Consider the following 235-nt stretch of genomic DNA (forward strand, 5'->3'; position numbering starts at 1 on the left):
CATTAAAACCAGCAATATTCGTTATATTTGGGGGTTTTAATGTTTGTCCTAACCCTTGCAAAATAGAAGCAGTTGTAATCGACAATGAACTAAATAAAATAGATAAAGATAAAATGGATAAAACATCTGACCCATCACTATTTTCAAACAACATAATATTCGTAGGCTGAATAATACAAGTTAATCCAATGGCAGCTGCAAATCCAATAACAAATGTTATTTTCATTGCTAACTT

1 pseudogene is annotated in these 235 nt (G+C 30.2%); it reads right to left on the reverse strand.

The window, feature by feature from the left end:
* Positions 1-235 (reverse strand): annotated as a pseudogene (locus SB775_RS33975) (putative polysaccharide biosynthesis protein); the annotation flags it as partial.

Source organism: Peribacillus sp. SIMBA_075, from assembly GCF_046534585.1.